We start from the raw sequence: 13,405 nt of genomic DNA on the forward strand, positions 1-13,405 counted from the left end.
CCCGACGGCACCGCCCCGCGTCGCCGTGCACGCTACGCCGGCAGGCTGGTGAGGACGACCGGGCCGTCCTCGGTCACCGCGATGGAGTGCTCCCAGTGCGCGGCGAAGCCGCCCGCGGTGGTCTTCACCGTCCACTCGTCCGGCATCGTGTACGTCCCCGGCTTGCCGAGCGTCACCATCGGCTCGATCGCCAGGCACACGCCGGGCAGCAATTCGGGGCCCTGTCCCGGGCGGCCGTAGTTGAGGATGTGCGGCTCCTGGTGCATCTCGGTGCCGATGCCGTGGCCGCCGTAGTCCTCGACGATGCCGTACTGCCCGCCCGAGGCGGGGGTGTTGGCGCGGATGGCCTGCTCGACCGCGTGGCTGATGTCGGTGAGGCGCCCGCCGGGCTTGGCCGCCGCGATGCCGGCCCACATCGACTCCTCGCACACCCGGCTCAGCTCGGCGAGTTCGTCGGGGACCGCGCCGACCGCGACGGTGATCGCCGAGTCGCCGTGCCAGCCGTTGAGAATGGCGCCGCAGTCGATCGAGATGAGGTCGCCCTCGCGCAGCGGGGTGTCGTCCGGGATACCGTGCACCACCACGTCGTTGACCGAGGCGCAGATCGACGCGGGGAACCCGTGGTAGCCCTTGAACGACGGGATCGCGCCCGCCTCGCGGATGGCGCGCTCGGCGAGCGCGTCCAGCTCGCGGGTGCTGGTCCCGGGGACCGCGGCGTCCCGGAGCTTCGCGAGAGTCGTCGCGACCACCGCACCCGCCAGCCGCATCTTCTCGATCTGCTCGGGGGTCTTGCGGTCGATCTTGTTGCGCCGCCTCTTGATCACCGGCTTGTCGTCCTTCCGCGCCGTCTCGGCGTCGTCGTCGGCCCGGGCGGGTCGTCCCGGACATCTGAGTTCCACTGGTGCCGCGCGACCCGTGCGCGGCGCGTACCCCGCCCGTACCCCGCGCGCACCTGCCGGGGAACACGAACATGGGCGACCCGGTGAGTACCCGGATCGCCCATGCCGCTCAAACGGTCGTGCTGGTGCCGCGCTGTACCGCTCGGTTCCGGTCAGCCGTCCTGCCGGAAGTCCTTAAGCGCGTTCTTGGCGCGCTCGGTGACGTCCGCCACCCGGCCCAGCGCGTCGATGACCACGAGGATGCCCTGTTCGGAGTAGTAGCCGATCAACGGCTCGGTCTGCTCCTTGAAGACGTCGAGGCGGTGCTTCACCGTCTCCTCGCGGTCGTCCTCACGCTGGTACAGCTCGCTGCCGCACTCGTCGCAGATCCCCTCGACCTTGGGCCGGTCGAAGAAGACGTGGCAGACATGCCCGTTGGCACGGCACTGCCGGCGCCCGGACAGCCGCTGGATGATCTCCTTCGACGGGACGTCGAGTTCCAGGACCGCGTCGAGCTTGGTGCCGTGCTCGGCCAATATCTCGTCGAGCACCTTGGCCTGCGCCGTGTTGCGGGGAAAGCCGTCGAGCAGGAAGCCCTCGGCGGCGTCGGGCTGCGCGAGGCGGTCCCGGACCATGCCGATGGTGACTTCGTCGGGGACGAGGTTGCCCGCGTCCATGAACTTCTTGGCTTCGATGCCCAGAGGGGTCTTCTGGGCCACGTTGCTGCGGAAGAGATCGCCCGTCGAGATCGCGGGGATCGACAGGTCTTCGGCGATGTACTGGGCCTGGGTTCCCTTACCCGCGCCGGGGGGGCCCACGAGAACGATACGCATTTAGCGGAGGAAGCCTTCGTAGTTGCGCTGCTGGAGCTGGCTCTCGATCTGCTTCACGGTTTCCAGACCCACTCCCACGATGATCAGGATGCTCGTGCCGCCGAACGGGAAGTTGTTGGTGGCGTTGAACAGCACGAGCGCGATCATGGGTACGAGCGCGATCATGCCCAGGTAGAGCGATCCGGGCCAGGTGATCCGGGTGAGGATGTAGTTCAGGTACTCCGCAGTCGGTCTGCCGGCGCGGATGCCCGGGATGAAACCACCATACTTCTTCATGTTGTCGGCAACTTCTTCGGGGTTGAACGTGATCGCCACATAGAAGAAGGCGAAGAACACGATCAAGAGGAAGTACGTCGCCATGTAAAGCGGGTGGTCACCCTGCACGAAGTTCTTCTGGATCCACAGCGCCCAGCCCGAGTCGCTCCCGCTGAACTGCGCGATGAGCGCGGGAATGTAGAGCAGCGACGAGGCGAAGATCACGGGGATGATGCCCGCCTGGTTCACCTTGAGCGGGATGTACGTGGACGTTCCGCCGTACGCGCGCCGCCCGATCATCCGCTTGGCGTACTGCACCGGGATCCGGCGCTGCGCCTGCTCGACGAACACCACCAGGCCGACCATCAGCAGGCCCACCGCGATGACCGTGAAGAAGGCCACCCAGCCGCCGCCCAGCGTGCCGGTCTGCTTGATGTTCCACAGCGCCGCCGGGAAGCCGGCCGCCACCGAGACGAACATCAGGATGGACATGCCGTTGCCGATGCCGCGGTCGGTCACCAGCTCGCCCAGCCACATGATCACCGAGGTGCCGGCGGTCATGACCGCGACCATCACCAGGATCCGGAACAGGCTCTGGTCCGGCACGATCTGGTCGGGCTGGCACTCGCCGCCGCCCGCGCCGCTGAACAGCGAGCCGCTGCGGGCGGTCGCGACCAGCGCGGTCGACTGGAGGATCGCCAGCGCGATGGTGAGGTAGCGGGTGTACTGCGTGATCTTCGCGGTGCCGGACTGGCCCTCCTTCTTGAGGGCTTCCAGGCGCGGGATCACGACGGTCAGCAGCTGCAGGATGATGCTCGCCGTGATGTACGGCATGATCCCGAGCGCGAAGATCGTGAGTTGCAGCAGCGCGCCGCCACTGAACATGTTCACCAGGCCGAAGAGGCCGCCCTGGTCCGCCTCGTCGACACACTTGCGGACCATCTGGAAGGACACGCCTGGGACCGGGATGTGCGACCCGATCCGGAACAGGACGATGATCCCCAGCGTGAAGAGCAGCTTCTTGCGCAGGTCGGGCGTGCGGAACGCCCGGGCGAACGCGGTGAGCACACTGCCTCCTGCGCCTCACCCGTCTGGGGCGAGTCGTTTGATCGATCGGTCCCGTGGAGTACGGGCCGGTCCCTTATTGGAACCTCACGGACAATAACAGCGTCGGCACGCGGAAAGTTCGCACGGACCGGGAGATTTGCTGTGCGGACGTGGACTCGACATCCCGCCGTCCCGCACCGGCATCCCTACGGTGCTCGCGCGGCCTGGCCGCATACGACGCAGGGGCGCCACCACCTTACCGGTGTGGCGCCCCTGCCAAGAAGCCGTCGGCTCTCAGACCTCGTCGGCCGAGCCGCCGGCCGCCGCGATCTTCTCCTTCGCGGAGCCGGAGAAGGCGTGCACCTTCACCCGGACCGCGACCGAGATCTCGCCCTGGCCGAGCACCTTGACCGGCTGGTTCTTGCGAACCGCACCCTTGGCCACGAGGTCGTCGACGGTCACGTCGCCGCCATCGGGGTACAGGGCGCCGAGCTTGTCCAGGTTCACGACCTGGTACTCGGTCCGGAACGGGTTCTTGAAGCCCTTGAGCTTGGGCAGCCGCATGTGCAGCGGCATCTGCCCACCCTCGAAGCGGGCCGGCACCTGGTAGCGGGCCTTGGTGCCCTTGGTGCCGCGACCGGCGGTCTTGCCCTTCGACGCCTCACCGCGACCCACCCGGGTCTTCGCGGTCTTGGCACCGGGAGCAGGCCGCAGGTGGTGCACCTTCAGCGGGTTCTCAGCACCCATTTCAGTCCACCTCCTCGACGGTGACGAGATGCGACACCGTGAAAATCATGCCGCGGATCTCCGGACGGTCCTCCTTGACGACCACGTCGTGGACGCGCTTGAGGCCGAGCGAACGGAGGGTGTCGCGCTGGTTCTGCTTGCAGCCGATCTTGGACCGGGTCTGCGTGACCTTGAGACGTGCCATCACGCACCCACTCCCGCGCGGGCCCGCAGCAGCGCGGCCGGGGCCACGTCCTCCAGCGGGAGCCCGCGGCGAGCCGCGATCTCCTCGGGACGCTGGAGGCCCTTGAGGGCCGCCACCGTCGCGTGAACGATGTTGATCGCGTTGTCCGAGCCGAGCGACTTGCTCAGCACGTCGTGGATGCCCGCGCACTCCAGGACGGCGCGCACCGGGCCGCCGGCGATGACACCGGTACCGGGGGACGCCGGCTTGAGCAGCACGACACCGGCCGCCGCCTCACCCTGGATCGGGTGCGGGATGGTGCCCTGGATACGGGGGACCTTGAAGAAGTGCTTCTTGGCCTCCTCCACACCCTTGGCGATGGCGGCCGGCACCTCCTTGGCCTTGCCGTAGCCGACACCGACGGTGCCGTCGCCGTCGCCCACCACGACCAGCGCGGTGAAGCTGAAGCGGCGACCACCCTTGACTACCTTGGCCACACGGTTGATCGCGACGACGCGCTCGACGTAGGCGGTCTTCTCGGCGGCGGCGCCGCCGTCGCGCCGATCCCGCCGGTCCCGACGCTCGCCGCCGCCGGCTCCGCCACCGCGGCGCTGGGGTCCAGCCATCAGAAATTCCTCATCTGTCGTACGAAGCTTGTCCGGACCAGCGGGCTCAGAATGCCAGCCCGCCCTCGCGCGCGGCATCGGCAAGCGCGGCGATACGGCCGTGGTACTTGTTGCCCCCACGGTCGAACACCACGGTCTCGATGCCCGCAGCCTTGGCCCGCTCAGCGACGAGCTCGCCGACCTTGCGCGCCTTCTCGGTCTTGTCGCCCTCGTCGCCGCGGATGGACGTGTCCATCGTCGAGGCGGATGCGAGGGTGACTCCGGCCAGGTCGTCGATAACCTGCGCCACGATGTGCCGCGTGGAGCGGGTCACGACCAGACGAGGCCGCTGGGGGGTGCCGGAAACGCGCTTCCGGACCCGGATGTGCCGACGCTTGCGGGACGTGGACTTCTTCGCCACGCCCTTGCCGGCCTTCACACCGACGGCCATGCCTACTTACCAGCCTTTCCGACCTTGCGGCGGATGACCTCACCCGCGTACTTCACACCCTTGGCCTTGTACGGGTCGGGCTTGCGAAGCTTGCGAATGTTCGCGGCAACCTCGCCGACCTTCTGCTTGTCGATGCCCTGCACCTCGAACTTGGTGGGGCTCTCGACGATGAAGGTGATGCCCTCCGGGGCCTCGACGACGATGGGGTGGCTGTATCCCAGCGCGAACTCCAGCGAGGAGCCCTTCGCCGCGACACGGTAACCGACACCGCTGATCTCAAGCTTCTTGCTGTATCCCTGGGTCACACCGGTGATCATGTTCGCCACCAGCGTCCGGGACAGCCCGTGCAGGGCCTTCGAGAGGCGCTCGTCGTTGGGGCGGGTCACCGCGAGGGTGCCGTCCTCCAGAGCGATCTCGATCGGAGCGGCGAGGTTGTGCGACAGGGTGCCCTTGGGGCCCTTCACGACGACCTCGCGGCCATTGATGGTGACGTCCACGCCGGTGGGAACCGGGATGGGCAGCCGTCCGATTCGCGACATTGCCTATCCTCCTTTCCCGTTACCAGACGAAGGCGAGGACTTCCCCGCCCACGCCCTTCTTGGCGGCCTGACGGTCGGTCAGGAGTCCCTGCGACGTCGAGATGATCGCGACGCCGAGCCCTCCCAGCACCTTCGGCAGGTTCGTGGACTTTGCGTACACCCGCAGACCGGGCTTGGACACGCGGCGGATGCCGGCGACCGAGCGCTCGCGGTTCGGGCCGTACTTCAGGTCGATGACGAGGCTCTTGCCGACCTCGGCGTCCTCGACGCGCCAGCCCTGGATGTAACCCTCCTGCTGGAGGATCTCCGCGATGTGCGACTTGATCTTGCTGAACGGCATCACGACGTCGTCGTGGTATGCCGAGTTGGCATTCCGCAGACGCGTGAGCATGTCTGCGATGGGGTCGGTCATGGTCATGACGGCCTCAGGGCCTTTCTCGCCGCGGTTTCCCGAAATGCGATCTGTCCCGGGGACGCCCCTCCCGAAGGAGGGGCGGCACACAGGGCGACTGCGGGACGGGACCTACAGCGTTTGTATCGGACACCCCGCGCGGACGCGGGGTGGTCGCCGGCAGGCGGGGTTCGCCTACCAGCTGCTCTTGGTGACGCCGGGCAGCTCGCCGGCGTGCGCCATAACGCGCAGGCACACACGGCACAGACCGAACTTGCGGTACACCGAGTGCGGGCGACCGCACCGCTGGCAGCGCGTGTAACCGCGCACCGCGAACTTCGGCTTGCGAGCGGCCTTGGCAATCAGGGCCTTCTTCGCCACGTCAGTTCTCCTTGAACGGGAATCCGAGGTGACGCAGCAGCGCGCGGCCCTCGTCGTTGTTCTGGGCGGACGTCACGACGGTGATGTCCATACCGCGAACACGGTCGATCTTGTCCTGGTCGATCTCGTGGAACATCGACTGCTCGGTCAGACCGAAGGTGTAGTTGCCCTTGCCGTCGAACTGCTTCGGCGAGAGTCCGCGGAAGTCGCGGATACGCGGCAGCGCGATGGAGACCAGGCGGTCCAGGAACTCCCACATGCGGTCGCCGCGCAGCGTGACGTGCGCGCCGATCGGCTGGCCCTCGCGCAGCTTGAACTGCGCGATGGACTTGCGGGCCTTGGTGACCTGCGGCTTCTGGCCGGTGATGGCCATCAGGTCCTTGATCGCACCGTCGATGAGCTTGGAGTCGCGGGCGGCGTCGCCCACACCCATGTTCACGACGACCTTGACGACGCCGGGGATCTGCATGACGTTCTCGAAGGAGAACTCCTCACGCAGCTTGCCCTGGATCTCTTCGCGGTAGCGCTGCTTGAGACGCGGCAGCGTCTTCACAGCGGTCTCTTCAGCGGTGACAGTCATCAGATGTCCTCACCGGTCCGCTTGGCGATCCGGATCTTGTTGCCCTCGTCGTCGAAACGGTAGCCGACGCGCGTGGGAACCTTCTTGCCGTCCTGCTCCACGACCAGCATCACGTTGCTGATGTGCACAGGGGCTTCCTGCGTGATGATGCCGCCGGTCTTGGCACCCTTGGCGGACTGGCCGACCTTGGTGTGCTTCTTGATCCGGTTGACACCCTCGACGAGGACGCGCTCGAGCGCGGGGTAGGCCGCAATGACCTTGCCCTGCTTTCCGCGGTCCTTACCGGTGATGACCTGAACCAGGTCACCCTTCTTGATCTTCATGCTCTTCGCCATGGCTTACAGCACCTCCGGCGCGAGCGAGATGATCTTCATGAACTTCTTCTCGCGCAGCTCACGGCCGACCGGGCCGAAAATGCGGGTGCCACGGGGCTCACCGTCGTTCTTGAGGATGACGGCGGCGTTCTCGTCGAAACGGATGTAGGAACCGTCGACACGACGGCGCTCCTTGACAGTCCGCACGACGACAGCCTTGACCACGTCGCCCTTCTTCACGTTGCCACCAGGGATCGCGTCCTTGACGGTGGCCACAATGACGTCCCCGATGCCCGCGTAGCGCCGGCCGGACCCGCCGAGCACACGGATGCAAAGGATCTCCTTGGCACCCGTGTTGTCGGCGACTCGCAGTCGCGACTCCTGCTGGATCACGTCTAACTCCTGATCGTCACGTCGCGGCGCAGGCCCACCTCACAGTGGGCCTGCCCGGCGCTCGCTACTTGGCCTTCTCGAGGATCTCGACGATGCGCCACCGCTTGCTGGCGGACAGCGGCCGGGTCTCCATGAGGAGGACGCGGTCGCCGACGCCGCAGGCGTTCTGCTCGTCGTGAGCCTTCAGCTTGCTCGTGCGGCGGATGACCTTGCCGTAGAGCGGGTGCTTCACGCGGTCCTCGACGGCGACGACGACGGTCTTGTCCATCTTGTCGCTGACGACGAGGCCCTCACGGGTCTTGCGGAATCCCCGGGTCGTCTCAGTCATCTCAGTCTTCTCGCTCACGCCGCGCCTCCGGTCTCCTCCACGCTGACGATCCCGAGCTCGCGCTCGCGCATCAGCGTGTAGATGCGGGCGATGTCCTTGCGGACCGCCTTGAGCCGCCCGTGGTTTTCGAGCTGCCCGGTCGCCGCCTGGAAACGGAGGTTGAACAGCTCCTCCTTGGCCTCACGCAGCTTGGCGACGAGTTCCTCGTCGGCCAGGTCGCGCAGCTCGGACGCCTTGGTCCCGGCCGCCATCACGCCTCACCTGCCTCGCGCCGGACAATCCGGCACTTCATCGGCAGCTTGTGCGTGGCGCGCAGAAGCGCCTCGCGAGCCACCTTCTCGTTCGGGTACGACAGCTCGAACATCACCCGACCGGGCTTGACGTTCGCGACCCACCACTCGGGCGAGCCCTTGCCGGAACCCATGCGGGTCTCGGCCGGCTTCTTGGTCAGCGGACGGTCCGGGTAGATGTTGATCCACACCTTGCCACCACGGCGGATGTGCCGGGTGATGGCGATACGGGCGGACTCGATCTGCCGGTTGGTCACGTACGCCTGGCCGAGGGCCTGGATGCCGTACTCGCCGAACGCGAGTTCCGTACCGCCCTTGGCGCGGCCACCGCGCTTGGGGTGGTGCTGCTTGCGGTGCTTGACCCTGCGGGGGATCAGCATCGGGGTCAGGCCTCCGTTCCGGTCTCGGGCGCCGGGGTCGAGACCTCGGCAGCCGGCGCGGCGGAGTCGGTCGACTCGGTCGCCGGCGCCTCGTTCTGCGGACGTCCGCCGCGGCCTCCGCCACGACGCTCGCCACCGCGGCCACCGCCACGCGGACGGTCGCTGCCGCCCGGGCCACGCGACGGGCGGTTGCCCGCACGCGCGGCGGCGTTGTCGGCGCGGACCTCGGCGATGTTCTTGACGTCGCCCTTGTAGATCCACACCTTGACGCCGATGCGGCCGAAGGTCGTGCGGGCCTCGAAGAAGCCGTACTCGACGTTCGCGCGCAGCGTGTGCAGCGGGACGCGGCCCTCGCGGTAGAACTCGGAGCGGGACATCTCGGCGCCGCCGAGGCGGCCGCCGCACTGGATCTTGATGCCCTTGGCGCCGGCCTTCATCGCGGTCTGCATCGCCTTGCGCATGGCACGGCGGAACGAGACACGCGACGAGAGCTGCTCGGCCACGCCCTGCGCGACGAGCTGGGCGTCGATCTCCGGGTTCTTGACCTCGAGGATGTTCAGCTGGACCTGCTTGCCGGTCAGCTTCTCGAGGTCGCCGCGGATTCGGTCGGCCTCCGCGCCGCGGCGGCCGATGACGATGCCCGGCCGGGCGGTGTGGATGTCGACGCGGACGCGGTCACGGGTGCGCTCGATCTCCACCTTGGAGATGCCGGCCCGCTCCATGCCCTGCGTCATCATCCGGCGGATGGCGACGTCTTCCTTGACGTAGTCCTTGTACAGCTTGTCGGCGTACCAGCGCGACTTGAAGTCCGTGGTGATACCGAGGCGGAACCCGTGCGGGTTAACCTTCTGGCCCACTAGCGGGTCCTCTCCTTCTCGGCGACAACCACGGTGATGTGGCTGGTGCGCTTGCGGATGCGGTACGCCCGGCCCTGGGCACGCGGACGGAACCGCTTCAGGGTCGGCCCCTCGTCCACGTACGCCTCGGACACGTACAGGTTGTTCGTGTCCAGGTTGTGGTTGTGCCCGGCGTTGGCGATGGCGCTGTCGAGCACCTTGCCGACCGGCTCGCTCGCGGCCTGCTGCGCGAAGCGCAGGATCGCCTGCGCCTCGGCGGCGTCGACGCCGCGGATCAGGTCGACAACCCGGCGAGCCTTCATGGGCGTGACGCGGATGTACCGCGCCTGGGCCCTGGCTTCCATTGGAGTCTCCGTGTTCATCTCAGTTCGGTTTCCTTAGGCCGTCGGTCAGCGACGACGCGACTTGCGGTCGTCCTTCTCGTGGCCACGGAAGGTCCGGGTCGGGGCGAACTCGCCGAGCTTGTGGCCGACCATCGCCTCGGTGACGAACACCGGGACGTGCTTGCGGCCGTCGTGCACCGCGATGGTGTGGCCCAGCATCGCCGGGACGATCATCGAGCGGCGGGACCAGGTCTTGATGACGTTCTTGGTTCCCTTTTCGTTCTGAACGTCCACCTTCTTGATGAGGTGGCCGTCGACGAAGGGTCCCTTCTTCAGACTGCGCGGCATCGAGACTGCTCCTAGCGCTTCTTGTTCGTCTTGCGGCGGCGGATGATCAGCTTGTCGCTGGCCTTCTTCGGCCGGCGGGTGCGACCTTCCTTCTGGCCCCACGGCGACACCGGGTGGCGTCCACCGGAGGTCTTGCCTTCACCACCACCGTGCGGGTGGTCGATCGGGTTCATCGCCACACCGCGGACGGTCGGGCGCTTGCCCTTCCAGCGCATGCGGCCGGCCTTGCCCCAGTTGATGTTCGACTGCTCGGCGTTGCCGACCTCGCCGATGGTGGCGCGGCAGCGGACGTCGACCATGCGAATCTCACCCGACGGCATACGGAGGGTCGCGAACGCGCCTTCCTTCGCCAGCAGCTGGACGCTCGCACCCGCCGAGCGGGCCATCTTGGCGCCGCCGCCCGGACGCAGCTCGATCGCGTGCACGACCGTACCGACCGGGATGTTGCGGAGCGCGAGGTTGTTGCCCGGCTTGATGTCGGCGCCCGGACCGTTCTCGATCCGGTCGCCCTGACGCAGCTTGTTCGGGCACAGGATGTAGCGCTTCTCGCCGTCTGCGTAGTGCAGGAGCGCGATGCGCGCGGTGCGGTTGGGGTCGTACTCGATGTGAGCGACCTTGGCCGGCACGCCGTCCTTGTCGTTGCGACGGAAGTCGATGACACGGTACGCGCGCTTGTGACCGCCACCCTGGTGGCGGGTCGTCACACGACCGTGGTTGTTACGACCACCCTTGCTGTGCAGCGGGCGGACCAGCGACTTCTCCGGCGTGGACCGCGTGATCTCGACGAAGTCGGCGACGCTGGCGCCACGACGGCCCGGAGTCGTCGGCTTGTACTTGCGGATGCCCATGGCTTCTCTTAGTCCTCGTCCGTATCAGCGGCCGTCAGCCGACGGGTCCACCGAAGATGTCGATCCGCTCGCCCTCAGCCAGGGTGACGATCGCTCGCTTCGTGTCCTTGCGCTTGCCGAAACCGGTCTTGGAACGCTTGCGCTTTCCCTGCCGGTTGATCGTGTTCACGTTCGCGACCTTGACCCCGAAGATCGCGGCGACAGCCTGCTTGATCTGGGTCTTGTTCGCGTCCGGCGCCACGATGAACGTGTACTTGTTCTCGTCGAGCAGCCCGTAGGACTTCTCCGAGATCACCGGCTTCAGCAGCACATCGCGCGGGTCGGTGAAGGTCTTGCTGGTGACCTGCGTGCTCTCGCTCACGCGTCGCTCCCTTCGAGCTCGCTCGAAGTGGCAACGGCGGTCGCGGACTTGCCCTGCGGCGAGCCTGCGATGAACCGTTCCAGAGCGGCCTTGGTGAAGACCACGTCGTCGGAGACGAGCACGTCGTAGGTGTTCAGCTGCCCGGGGTCGAGCACGTGCACCTGCGGGAGGTTGCGGGCGCTCAGCCAGGCGGCGGTGTCGTCCTTCTCGGCGACCAGGAGCACGTGCTTGCGCTCGGAGATCTTGCCGATCAGGGTACGGACGGCCTTCGTCGACGGCGCGTCGCCCTCGATCACGGCGGTCACGCAGTGGATGCGCGAGTGGACGGCCCGGTCGGTGAGGGCACCGCGGAGCGCGGCGGCCTTCATCTTCTTGGGGGTCCGCTGCGCGTAGTCACGCGGCTGGGGTCCGTGGACCACGCCGCCGCCGGCGAACTGCGGCGCACGGGTCGAGCCCTGGCGCGCGCGGCCGGTGCCCTTCTGGCGGTACGGCTTGCGGCCACCGCCGCGCACCTCGCCACGGGTCTTGGTCTTGTGCGTGCCCTGGCGGGCCGCGGCCAGCTGGGCCACGACGACCTGGTGGATCGTCGGGATGCTGACCTGGACGCCGAAGATCTCCGCGGGGAGTTCGACGGTCCCGGTCTTCTCGCCGGCCGGCGAGAGAACGTCGATGCTGGTCATGTGGTTCACGCCCCCTTGGCCGCGGTGCGGACCAGGACGAGGCCGCCGTTCGGACCCGGGATCGCACCCTTCACGAGGATGAGACCCTTCTCGGCGTCGACGGCGTGGACGGTCAGGTTCTGGGTGGAGACGCGCACGTTGCCCATGCGGCCCGCCATGCGCACGCCCTTGAACACACGGCCCGGGGTGGCACAGCCACCGATGGAGCCGGGCGAGCGGTGCTTGCGCTGCGTACCGTGCGAGGCGCCGAGGCCCTTGAAGCCGTGGCGCTTCATGACACCGGCGGTGCCCTTGCCCTTGCTGGTGCCCGCGACGTCGACCTTCTGGCCGGCCTCGAAGACGTCCGCGGTGATGGTGTCGCCGAGGGTGTACTCGGCGGCGTCCGAGGTGCGGAGCTCGACCAGGTGGCGGCGCGGCGTGACGCCGGCCTTCTCGAAGTGCCCGGCCAGGGGCTTGTTGACCTTGCGCGGGTCGATCTGGCCGAACGCGATCTGGACGGCGCTGTAGCCGTCGGTCTCGGCGCTGCGGACCTGGGTCACGACACACGGGCCGGCCTGGACAACGGTCACCGGAACGACGCGGTTGTTCTCGTCCCAGACCTGGGTCATGCCGAGCTTGGTGCCCAGAATGCCCTTCATCTGCTTCGTCATCGTCGGTGCGTCCCTCAGAGCTTGATCTCGATGTCGACGCCGGCCGGCAGGTCGAGACGCATGAGCGAGTCAACCGTCTTCGGGGTCGGGTCGAGGATGTCGATGAGCCGCTTGTGAGTGCGCATCTCGAAGTGCTCGCGCGAGTCCTTGTACTTGTGCGGCGAGCGGATGACGCAGTACACGTTCTTCTCGGTCGGCAGCGGCACCGGGCCTGCAACCTGCGCACCGGTACGGGTCACCGTCTCGACGATCTTGCGCGCCGAGGAGTCGATGACCTCGTGGTCGTAGGCCTTGAGCCGGATGCGGATCTTCTGTCCCGCCATGGCTGCTTGGATTTCCTTCTCTCGTACCGCTGCGGATCACCCCCGCTGGCGCGGGAGGAAGTCTTGCGTCCGACCCCCGCGGTCGGGCGTGTCGCCTTGCCACTCAGACGGCACCCTTGAAAACCCCTTGCGGGGCGGGGTGCCGAGTAGCGGGTCGCACTGTCCTTGCTGCTGCGGCAAGCAGCCGGACATCGATGCGGCCACCAGACGTCCACACACACAAACTGCGGTGGGCGGCGGGGAGGCAAATCCTCATGTCACCCAAGCCTTGCGGATCCGGCACCGTGATAGGCGCACAAAAATCCCTTGGCCGAACGGGCAACTTGACCAGTATGCAGTACGGGGTACCGGCTTGGCCAATCGAGGTTTATTCCCCGCCTTACGGGGGTGCGATCTTCCTGGGAACAAGGCCCCGCCCGCCGATCCGGGGGATCGGCGGG

24 protein-coding genes are annotated in these 13,405 nt (G+C 67.5%); all 24 read right to left on the reverse strand.

Annotated features, from left to right (window positions below):
• Window positions 1-32: 32 nt before the first annotated feature.
• The gene (gene map / locus AB0C36_RS31545) at window positions 33-824 is read right to left on the reverse strand and encodes a type I methionyl aminopeptidase (RefSeq protein ID WP_358360791.1); all 792 of its coding nucleotides are present in this window, start codon (window positions 822-824) and stop codon (window positions 33-35) included.
• Window positions 825-1,051: 227 nt separating this feature from the next.
• Entirely contained in the window at window positions 1,052-1,711 is a 660-nt protein-coding gene (locus tag AB0C36_RS31550; protein WP_358360794.1) for an adenylate kinase, read from the reverse strand.
• Entirely contained in the window at window positions 1,712-3,034 is a 1,323-nt protein-coding gene (gene secY / locus AB0C36_RS31555; RefSeq protein ID WP_358360797.1) for a preprotein translocase subunit SecY, read from the reverse strand.
• Window positions 3,035-3,307: 273 nt separating this feature from the next.
• Window positions 3,308-3,760, reverse strand: coding sequence for a 50S ribosomal protein L15 (rplO, locus tag AB0C36_RS31560; RefSeq protein ID WP_358360799.1), 453 nt, complete (start codon window positions 3,758-3,760; stop codon window positions 3,308-3,310).
• Between the two features lies 1 nt (window position 3,761).
• A complete protein-coding gene (rpmD, locus tag AB0C36_RS31565) occupies window positions 3,762-3,944 on the reverse strand; it encodes a 50S ribosomal protein L30 (protein ID WP_358360802.1) in 183 nt (60 codons plus the stop codon).
• A complete protein-coding gene (gene rpsE, locus AB0C36_RS31570; RefSeq protein WP_231778751.1) occupies window positions 3,944-4,549 on the reverse strand; it encodes a 30S ribosomal protein S5 in 606 nt (201 codons plus the stop codon). Before rpsE ends, rpmD begins: the two co-directional genes overlap by 1 nt.
• A 46-nt stretch (window positions 4,550-4,595) precedes the next feature.
• Window positions 4,596-4,979, reverse strand: coding sequence for a 50S ribosomal protein L18 (rplR, locus tag AB0C36_RS31575; RefSeq protein WP_358360804.1), 384 nt, complete (start codon window positions 4,977-4,979; stop codon window positions 4,596-4,598).
• 2 nt (window positions 4,980-4,981) lie between these two features.
• Entirely contained in the window at window positions 4,982-5,518 is a 537-nt protein-coding gene (rplF, locus tag AB0C36_RS31580; RefSeq protein WP_358360806.1) for a 50S ribosomal protein L6, read from the reverse strand.
• Between the two features lie 19 nt (window positions 5,519-5,537).
• Complete coding sequence (gene rpsH, locus AB0C36_RS31585) at window positions 5,538-5,936, reverse strand: 30S ribosomal protein S8 (protein WP_358360809.1); 399 nt, start codon at window positions 5,934-5,936, stop codon at window positions 5,538-5,540.
• A gap of 168 nt (window positions 5,937-6,104) precedes the next feature.
• On the reverse strand, window positions 6,105-6,290 hold the full coding sequence (locus AB0C36_RS31590; RefSeq protein ID WP_179814568.1) for a type Z 30S ribosomal protein S14: 186 nt from the start codon (window positions 6,288-6,290) through the stop codon (window positions 6,105-6,107).
• Between the two features lies 1 nt (window position 6,291).
• On the reverse strand, window positions 6,292-6,870 hold the full coding sequence (gene rplE / locus AB0C36_RS31595; RefSeq protein ID WP_358360812.1) for a 50S ribosomal protein L5: 579 nt from the start codon (window positions 6,868-6,870) through the stop codon (window positions 6,292-6,294).
• A complete protein-coding gene (gene rplX / locus AB0C36_RS31600; RefSeq protein ID WP_358360837.1) occupies window positions 6,870-7,193 on the reverse strand; it encodes a 50S ribosomal protein L24 in 324 nt (107 codons plus the stop codon). Before rplX ends, rplE begins: the two co-directional genes overlap by 1 nt.
• A gap of 15 nt (window positions 7,194-7,208) precedes the next feature.
• Window positions 7,209-7,577 (reverse strand): 50S ribosomal protein L14, encoded by a 369-nt coding sequence (rplN, locus tag AB0C36_RS31605; protein ID WP_235054803.1) that lies wholly within the window; start codon window positions 7,575-7,577, stop codon window positions 7,209-7,211.
• Window positions 7,578-7,641: 64 nt separating this feature from the next.
• On the reverse strand, window positions 7,642-7,923 hold the full coding sequence (gene rpsQ, locus AB0C36_RS31610) for a 30S ribosomal protein S17 (protein ID WP_269453204.1): 282 nt from the start codon (window positions 7,921-7,923) through the stop codon (window positions 7,642-7,644).
• Entirely contained in the window at window positions 7,920-8,156 is a 237-nt protein-coding gene (gene rpmC, locus AB0C36_RS31615) for a 50S ribosomal protein L29 (protein ID WP_281469068.1), read from the reverse strand. Before rpmC ends, rpsQ begins: the two co-directional genes overlap by 4 nt.
• Window positions 8,156-8,575: a 50S ribosomal protein L16 gene (gene rplP / locus AB0C36_RS31620; RefSeq protein ID WP_235054805.1), complete on the reverse strand. Its 420-nt coding sequence runs from the start codon at window positions 8,573-8,575 to the stop codon at window positions 8,156-8,158. The genes rpmC and rplP overlap by 1 nt, the downstream gene beginning before the upstream one ends.
• A gap of 5 nt (window positions 8,576-8,580) precedes the next feature.
• Window positions 8,581-9,432, reverse strand: a complete 852-nt coding sequence (gene rpsC, locus AB0C36_RS31625) for a 30S ribosomal protein S3 (RefSeq protein ID WP_358360816.1) — start codon at window positions 9,430-9,432, stop codon at window positions 8,581-8,583.
• Window positions 9,432-9,776, reverse strand: a complete 345-nt coding sequence (gene rplV, locus AB0C36_RS31630; protein WP_231778761.1) for a 50S ribosomal protein L22 — start codon at window positions 9,774-9,776, stop codon at window positions 9,432-9,434. The genes rpsC and rplV overlap by 1 nt, the downstream gene beginning before the upstream one ends.
• A gap of 45 nt (window positions 9,777-9,821) precedes the next feature.
• Entirely contained in the window at window positions 9,822-10,103 is a 282-nt protein-coding gene (rpsS, locus tag AB0C36_RS31635) for a 30S ribosomal protein S19 (protein WP_235054808.1), read from the reverse strand.
• Between the two features lie 11 nt (window positions 10,104-10,114).
• A complete protein-coding gene (rplB, locus tag AB0C36_RS31640; protein ID WP_358360819.1) occupies window positions 10,115-10,951 on the reverse strand; it encodes a 50S ribosomal protein L2 in 837 nt (278 codons plus the stop codon).
• 34 nt (window positions 10,952-10,985) lie between these two features.
• Window positions 10,986-11,312 carry a 50S ribosomal protein L23 gene (rplW, locus tag AB0C36_RS31645; protein WP_358360821.1) on the reverse strand — a complete coding sequence of 109 codons (327 nt, stop codon included), beginning with the start codon at window positions 11,310-11,312 and terminating at the stop codon, window positions 10,986-10,988.
• A complete protein-coding gene (rplD, locus tag AB0C36_RS31650; RefSeq protein WP_358360823.1) occupies window positions 11,309-11,992 on the reverse strand; it encodes a 50S ribosomal protein L4 in 684 nt (227 codons plus the stop codon). Before rplD ends, rplW begins: the two co-directional genes overlap by 4 nt.
• A 5-nt stretch (window positions 11,993-11,997) precedes the next feature.
• Window positions 11,998-12,642 (reverse strand): 50S ribosomal protein L3, encoded by a 645-nt coding sequence (gene rplC, locus AB0C36_RS31655; protein WP_358360825.1) that lies wholly within the window; start codon window positions 12,640-12,642, stop codon window positions 11,998-12,000.
• A gap of 14 nt (window positions 12,643-12,656) precedes the next feature.
• On the reverse strand, window positions 12,657-12,965 hold the full coding sequence (gene rpsJ / locus AB0C36_RS31660; protein WP_066889903.1) for a 30S ribosomal protein S10: 309 nt from the start codon (window positions 12,963-12,965) through the stop codon (window positions 12,657-12,659).
• Between the last annotated feature and the right edge of the window lie 440 nt (window positions 12,966-13,405).

The organism is Streptodolium elevatio, from assembly GCF_040649515.1.
In the GTDB taxonomy this organism is placed as follows: domain Bacteria; phylum Actinomycetota; class Actinomycetes; order Streptomycetales; family Streptomycetaceae; genus Yinghuangia; species Yinghuangia elevatio.

Coding starts and splice junctions, on each gene's coding strand:
- AB0C36_RS31550 (WP_358360794.1), bottom strand. CDS start 1,711: ATGCGTATCGTTCTCGTGGGCCCCCCCGGCGCGGGTAAGGGAACCCAG.
- rplO (WP_358360799.1), bottom strand. CDS start 3,760: ATGGGTGCTGAGAACCCGCTGAAGGTGCACCACCTGCGGCCTGCTCCC.
- rpmD (WP_358360802.1), bottom strand. CDS start 3,944: ATGGCACGTCTCAAGGTCACGCAGACCCGGTCCAAGATCGGCTGCAAG.
- rpsE (WP_231778751.1), bottom strand. CDS start 4,549: ATGGCTGGACCCCAGCGCCGCGGTGGCGGAGCCGGCGGCGGCGAGCGT.
- rplR (WP_358360804.1), bottom strand. CDS start 4,979: ATGGCCGTCGGTGTGAAGGCCGGCAAGGGCGTGGCGAAGAAGTCCACG.
- rplF (WP_358360806.1), bottom strand. CDS start 5,518: ATGTCGCGAATCGGACGGCTGCCCATCCCGGTTCCCACCGGCGTGGAC.
- rpsH (WP_358360809.1), bottom strand. CDS start 5,936: ATGACCATGACCGACCCCATCGCAGACATGCTCACGCGTCTGCGGAAT.
- rplE (WP_358360812.1), bottom strand. CDS start 6,870: ATGACTGTCACCGCTGAAGAGACCGCTGTGAAGACGCTGCCGCGTCTC.
- rplX (WP_358360837.1), bottom strand. CDS start 7,193: ATGAAGATCAAGAAGGGTGACCTGGTTCAGGTCATCACCGGTAAGGAC.
- rpmC (WP_281469068.1), bottom strand. CDS start 8,156: ATGGCGGCCGGGACCAAGGCGTCCGAGCTGCGCGACCTGGCCGACGAG.
- rplP (WP_235054805.1), bottom strand. CDS start 8,575: ATGCTGATCCCCCGCAGGGTCAAGCACCGCAAGCAGCACCACCCCAAG.
- rplV (WP_231778761.1), bottom strand. CDS start 9,776: ATGGAAGCCAGGGCCCAGGCGCGGTACATCCGCGTCACGCCCATGAAG.
- rpsS (WP_235054808.1), bottom strand. CDS start 10,103: ATGCCGCGCAGTCTGAAGAAGGGACCCTTCGTCGACGGCCACCTCATC.
- rplB (WP_358360819.1), bottom strand. CDS start 10,951: ATGGGCATCCGCAAGTACAAGCCGACGACTCCGGGCCGTCGTGGCGCC.
- rplD (WP_358360823.1), bottom strand. CDS start 11,992: ATGACCAGCATCGACGTTCTCTCGCCGGCCGGCGAGAAGACCGGGACC.
- rplC (WP_358360825.1), bottom strand. CDS start 12,642: ATGACGAAGCAGATGAAGGGCATTCTGGGCACCAAGCTCGGCATGACC.
- rpsJ (WP_066889903.1), bottom strand. CDS start 12,965: ATGGCGGGACAGAAGATCCGCATCCGGCTCAAGGCCTACGACCACGAG.